The sequence below is a fragment of the Bradyrhizobium sp. CFUWI genome, from assembly GCF_056429085.1.
Genome location: NZ_JBWJZE010000061.1, coordinates 1 through 6,597, shown reverse-complemented (window position 1 = coordinate 6,597; position 6,597 = coordinate 1). Strand labels below are relative to the sequence as shown.

The 6,597-nt window shown below is 56.2% G+C and carries 2 protein-coding genes and 3 pseudogenes; 2 read left to right on the top strand and 3 right to left on the bottom strand.

The features are described 5' to 3' along the window. Positions 1–127 precede the first annotated feature (127 nt). A pseudogene (locus tag AC066S_RS38200) lies at positions 128–301 on the bottom strand (co-chaperone GroES); the annotation flags it as partial. A gap of 100 nt (positions 302–401) precedes the next feature. Then, positions 402–509, bottom strand: a pseudogene (locus AC066S_RS38195) (co-chaperone GroES); the annotation flags it as partial. A gap of 2,407 nt (positions 510–2,916) precedes the next feature. Here AC066S_RS38195 and AC066S_RS38190 point away from each other — a divergent pair. Then, entirely contained in the window at positions 2,917–3,096 is a 180-nt protein-coding gene (locus tag AC066S_RS38190; RefSeq protein WP_478271882.1) for a beta-barrel domain-containing protein, read from the top strand. Between the two features lie 254 nt (positions 3,097–3,350). Beyond that, on the top strand, positions 3,351–5,453 hold the full coding sequence (locus tag AC066S_RS38185) for a peptidase domain-containing ABC transporter (protein WP_430642610.1): 2,103 nt from the start codon (positions 3,351–3,353) through the stop codon (positions 5,451–5,453). Positions 5,454–6,386: 933 nt separating this feature from the next. On the opposite strand, the pseudogene AC066S_RS38180 reads toward AC066S_RS38185, so the two are convergent. Further along, a pseudogene (locus AC066S_RS38180) lies at positions 6,387–6,597 on the bottom strand (IS630 family transposase); the annotation flags it as partial.

Here is a 6,597-nt window from a genome sequence, read left to right as displayed (position 1 = left end):
AGCCTTGACGGCAGCACACCGGATCAAGCCTACTTCACCCCGCTGCCGCTCCGCACGGCAGCCTAACCCCGGCAGAGGCTCCACTTATCGACGCGGATATTCTGTTCAGACAACCGGGGCCAGCTCAGTCGATCGGAATCAGCTTGCCAGTCTCATCGCGGCCGCCTGGGCCAATTGCAATGACTTCGCCCTGCGAGGGTTTTTCCTTGGCTGTGTCGGGAATGATAATGCCACCAGCGGTCTTCTCATCGGCGTCGATGCGCTTGACCACGACGCGGTCGTGAAGCGGACGGAAATTCATACAAGACTCCTGAGCGTTTTGAGCAAGTTGGAGATAGTCACATTGTGACAAGCCCAATTATAGCAAAGGTCAGGCCAATAATGAGCTGAACGATCCATGCCTGCAGCTTTTCCTTGGCTGTGTCGGGAATGATAACGCCGCAAGCGGTATTCTTATCGGCCTGGATGCGCATGACCACGACGCGGTCGTGAAGCGGACGAAAATTCATGCCGGTTTCCTGAGCTCAAGTTGGTGATAGCCACATTGTGACAAACCAAATTACAGCAAGAGTCAGGCCAAAAATCAGCTGAACGATCTATGCCTGCAGTTCTGTTGATCCGTTGGCTGGTCTGCGCGTGTCTTTGTCCGGAAGCAGACGCCCTTGGAGACATGGCCGCCAAGCTGTTGCGGAAGTGACATTGCGTTTCGCCGAAACACGCGGTTGAACCCAGAGTTCCTCACGGCCCTTACACGGATCGAAGCGTCGCGTATTTCGACGGCGCTGGCCGGCCTGCACATGATTGCTTCGTCTGACAGCAGCGTCTGGAGCCGGCGACGGGGAAAACGTGGGGCGCACAAGATTCAGCGAAGAGCGGACCCGAGCAATATGAGATCCTCGCGCATAATAGCAATTGTACCAACTATCTCGAGCGCGGGGCGTTCAAGAATTGATCGGCTCCGACCTATCAGGCCATTGGGCGCTGCGGTACGAACACAGCAGACCGGGGCATGAGGAAGGCGCATGGAGTCACGCGTCATCGGCACGGCAATCCGCCGCGGTCGCCGACCACACGTTCGACCGAGTCGCGCTTCTGCGCGCTTGGTAAGGCTGGCGGCCAAACCGCATGCGCCGGATCCTCACGTCGGTGTCGGATCTTGGTTGCGCTTGTGCACGTTCGAGCTTTGTCAGCTATGATGGAACAGCGGTGCTGATGGGAATTCGCTTCCGCAGTTCTAGCAGCCCGGCTCGCCCAATTCAGATGATCGCCGTCTTCTTCCCATTTGTTGTGTTCGGGACTGACTAGTCGTGTTTCGACCTATTGTCCGAGCCGTCTGCCGCACATTTCACTCAGGCCTATAAACAAAACACACGCACACTTTACCGCTGTCCTAAGCGGCTGGCAGGAAATTTGAAGCCCGTACGTTGGCGGCAGCAGTTGTTGACCCGCCGTCCTATGCAAAAGGAAAAAGAATGGATTTATCAGCTTATGGAGTGACTGAACTGACCTACGAAGAAGCATGCGCTGCTGGGGGCTCCGGTTGCTGGATCGAGTGAGTGCCAGATCCTTACACGGGTGTGTTGGTCCCGACAGTAGTCTGCGACGATTAAGCAGCTTTCGTGAGATTAAGCAGCTTTCGTGAGAAGTAGCTGGCGAGCCGGCGCGGTAAACAGATGCAGGCCGGCTCGCCTCAGGCTCATTTGTAAACTTCGTTGCGGAACGAAACGCTTTCGCGCCGTAGCAATGGCGCGAATATACCGTTCGACTTGCGTCGGTAAGAGTCCGTCGCTCTGGGCAGACACAATGCGGGCGGCTGGCGATCTCAAAGACGGTTAACCTCTCTGGCGCCCCAGAATCTGCCGACCTGCATTACCAGCGTCCCCCCATTCGAGAGGAGACCAAAAATGAAAGTCAATACGGCATCTTACAATGTGGCCGAAATCGATGCTGACGAAGTAGCGGCGAGTCCGAGAGGGGTGAGCTCTGTCTATCTGCAGTAGTTGTTGCGAGCATGTTCGCAGTCGTGGCTGCTTGGCAGCTAATGAGCTACTAGCCGTCCTTTGGTTGGAGAGCTGGATCGGGCCGCTGAATGTCGCCCAGTGTTTTGCACCAGCCAATCGCATCAACTCATGCCACTATGAGTGATGCGTTGCTTGCTCCGGTAATGGCTGGTCGCACTGCTGTGAGCATCTTGGCCCGAGGATCAGGACGATCCTTGGCGATCTACTAGCTCATTATGCTGTCCGTAGTTGCGGGTGTGGATTCGCTGCCGGCCATCATTATAATGCTCTCTCTTCAAGGTGCCGGTACTATTCGTTCCATAATTGAGAAGAGTCCGCTGATTGCGCCGCTTTCCGCGTGCATTTCTCGTGTCCTTGCTGTCCACGACGATCGGGTTGTGCACGGCCAGAAACTTCTGGTTTTCGACGAAAAGTTCATTGAGGAGGAAGTCGCTGCGTTGGCGAACGCAATCCGTCTGAAGCGCGATTCGTGCCAGTGACCTCCAGGCACGCAGTTCGACCCTCCCGCCCGACTCCGGACCGAGTTCGCCAAGGCGCGGCTACGTTTTATCCACCCGTTGCGGGAGAACCAACATGCCCGCAGCAATGGCGCGGTGTACCTCGAAAGGGCAAAGCGCCTCCGCCACGCTGCTGCAGCGCGCGCCAACGTAGTTGAGGACAAGACGTTGGCTCTGCAGAGGCTTGAGTTGAAAGGCGAGATCCTCCCACGGAGCAAATTCGCCGAATGGAGTCAGCAGCCGGTCGACACTAACCTTCGCCTTCAGGAGTTGAACGCCAGGTTACATCGACCTCAGGGCGAGCGCGACCTGACCGGCGTTCGCGCACCCGCGTCCGGCGATCTCGAGCAATTCTCCGGCCTCTCGCCCGGCAGCTACGTCCAGGCGTCGCAAACCGTGTGTTGGATATCGCGGGAAGGCGAACTGGTGCAGATATTTACGTTTCTCCTAAAGACACCGGGTTTGTGCGGCAAGGTCAGACGGCGCGCCTCCAGGTCGATGCCTTCAATTCCAATCAATGGGGAGGGCGCGACGCGACAGTGCTGAACGTCACACAGGATTTTCGTCCTGCTAGATAAGAATCTGGTCTTCAAGGTCCGCTGCGTGCTCTCTCGCAGTTACCTTGCACTCAAAAGTGGAACTATCGGCCATCTGAAGAAAGGCATGACTGTACGAGTCCGATTCGTCGTCGCCGAGCGCACTCGCCTGCAACTCATCTACATTGAGATGGACGATTGGCTCAACCCGCTCTTGGCTGCTAGCCAAATATCTAACTTTTAAAAGTCAGTGAACCACCGTGCCGAGTCAGATCGTCAAGTTTAAGCAGCGCGACATGACGGATTGTGGGACCGTCAGTCTTGCTTCAGTTGCAGCCCACTACGGCTGCAAGTTGCCATTGTCTCGTATCCGCCAGTATGCCTCGACCGACCGCTCCGGCACCACGCTGTCGGGTCTTTTGCATGCCGCTCAAAAGTTGGGCTTCATTGCGAAGGGGGTCAAGGGCGACTTCGACAGCTTGTACAGGATACCAAAGCCCGCTATTGCGCATATGACCGTCAAGGATGGGCTGCACCACTTCGTGGTCGTCGTGGCGATCGACGCGCGGTGGGTCACCGTCATGGACCCGGCGTTCGGAGAAATCCGAAAGCTATCGCATGAAGAGTTCAAGGTGCAATGGACTGGCGTCCTGGTGCTGCTGGTTCCGGCAGAGACCTTCAAGCGTCGCGATGAGACCACCTCTACCATTGTCCGCTTCGCGCGACTGCTTGCGCCACACAGAGCGGCGTTGACCCAGGCTCTCGTCGGCGCGCTGGTAACCACGATCCTCGATCTTTCAATGGCCATTTACGTCCAGAAGATCGTCGATCAGGTTGTGACATCAGGCAATCGCAACGTGCTTAACCTCTTGGGCGTCGCGATGTTGCTGATCCTAGTGCTTCAGACCTTAATCAATCTGCTTCGAAGCCGGATCGTGTTGGCGACAGGGCAGAAGATCGATGTGTGCTTGATCCTCAGTTACTACAATCACATCCTAAGCTTACCTCAAAAGTTCTTCCACAGTATGCGCGTTGGAGAAATCGTCTCCCGGATGAACGATGCGGTGAAAATCAGGAGCTTCCTTAACGAGCTCTCGATCACGATGTTCGTCAACATTCTGGTGACACTGTTCTCGCTCGCGCTGCTGTTCCTCTGCTCGTGGAAGATCGCCGTTGTCGTGGCGATCTCGGTTTCGCTTTGCGTCTTGTTATATTGGACCATCGACAGGCTGAACAGGAAACGACAGCGAGCGATGATGGAGAGTGCCGCCGATCTCGCGGCGCAACTGGTGGAATCGCTCAGAGCTGTTTCTACGATCAAGGCATTCGGCATCGAGCGCGGTGCCTGCCTCAAGATGGAGACCCGCTTCGTCAAGACGCTGCAGTCGGCCTACAGCGTCGGTCTCGTCTCAATCGCCGGAGATAATGCCTGTAGCTTCCTCTCAACTCTGGTTACAATCCTGCTAATGTGGTTTGGCACGACGCTTGTTCTGGACCGGACCGTCACTCCAGGTGAGTTGCTTTCCTGCTATGCACTGCTCGGCTATATCAACCGACCACTCGCCGACCTGATCCAAACTAACAGAATCGTGCAGGACGCCTTTGTTGTGGCGGATCGCCTGTTCGAGATCTTGGACCTAGAGCCGGCATCTGACGGCACTGCTGATCTCACAAAATCCGGGCTTGGTGATATCAGCCTGGAGAATGTCACGTTTCGCCATGGCGCCCAGCCAAAGCTCTTTCAAGATCTGAGCGTCACGTTCCGCAGAGGGGAGATAACCGCAGTGGTGGGGGAAAGCGGCTCCGGCAAGAGCTCCCTTGCTGCGCTGCTACAGAATATTTATCCGATTGAGGGAGGACCCATCCGGATCGGTTCCTATGATCTCAAGGACGTTTCGAAGGGATCCCTGCGCAGGATTGTCGGTGCGGTACCCCAATCAGCGGACGTATTCTCGGGCTCCGTGATCGAGAACATCGCACTTGGTGAATTCGAACCTGAGATCGATAGGATTATGAAAATCTGCGATCAAACTGGGCTGCGGGAGGCAATCGAGCATTGGCCCGGAGGTTTCCAAGCCTACCTGGGCGAAAATGGCGTAAAGTTGTCTGGTGGCGAGAAGCAGCACCTTTCGTTGGCACGAGTTCTATACCGGGATCCGGAAATCCTAATTTTGGACGAGCCGACCTCCTCCCTCGATTCTGTTGCGGAAGCCACCGTGCACCGGTTCCTTGAGGATTTGCGTCGGGACGGCAAGACTATCGTGGTCATCTCTCACCGACTCAGCACCATCTGTGGTGCCGACAAGATCGTCCTCTTAGACAGGGGCCAGATCGTTGCGGAGGGCAGACATCCTGATCTGCTGGCTGAAAGCGCTTATGCGCGCTTGTGGCAGACGTAAACCGTCGAGCCCTAAAGTTGCAGATGATGGCTTATCGGAAAATTCGGCGGAATCGTGGGAGAGCTTATCCTCTCAAACTGACCCTGCTGATCGACGTTCGAAAGTGTATACCACGCTCGGTGATGGAGCGAGATCGGCAGCCAAACAACGATCCACGCCTGATGACCGACGTGCAAGCATCGGGAGAGCGTGCGCGAACTCAACCAAAAGGCATGTGAAATCTCGAGGTGAACTACGCCAGCGGCAAGCTGAGGTCGTCAGAGGGCGTGGTCTCATGGCTTAAGCGCTTCGATTTCGTTCCAAGGTAAGCCGTTGGTAATACGCTGAAGTATCTGACCTTACGCGAATGGATCGACATTGTTCATTTACGTCGTTTGCGGCAGGTTGCGAATGGCTGCCAAGGTTTGTCGCCGCCGTCGCTGCCCGCGAAGAGATTCTCGAATTGTTGTAGCTGATGGCGCGTTCGACGGTGGTGGAGACGAGCTCAATGCGGCCACCGGGGGGAAGCGTTGGAAGATGGCGCGCCGAGAGACGGCATAGCGGATCGCCTCGGCCAGCTTTGATTTGCCGGAGATCCGCGGCAAAGTTTGCTGCCAGAAGTCGAAGAGATCCGCGACGACCGCCGTGCAGTGTTTTACTTGCGCGCAGCAATGCATGCGTCGGTTCCTTGTTCTCGTACGGTATTCCGAAGAACAGGTGATTACACTGAGTGGTTCACCCATTGCGTCAGCGAATCTGGGATGGCAGCGGTCAGTCGGCTGGGCACATCTTGCCTGCCGCAACCCCGACCGAGGTGATTGGCTATTCCTGCGCACGAGAGATCGGTATGGCGGGCACGCTTTGGGGAGAATAATCGACGACTGACATTCGTACGAAGCCGATCTTTCTGCCGCTCCGAAAGGCAGACCGGAGACGACGATCTAGTACCCGGAATCAGAGCTGAGTGAGACGGCGGCCTTTGAAACGGCGTTGACGGACCTTTTTCTTGGTCCAGACGAAGGGCTCGGCTTTGTCGTGGTACGCGTTGACGTAGGCATCGATGTGTTCCTGAAGCTGCTTGAGGCTTGTGAAGGAGGTGCCGCTGAGCGATTGTCCCTGCAAGATTGAGAACCATACCTCGACCTGATTGAGCCACGACGCACTG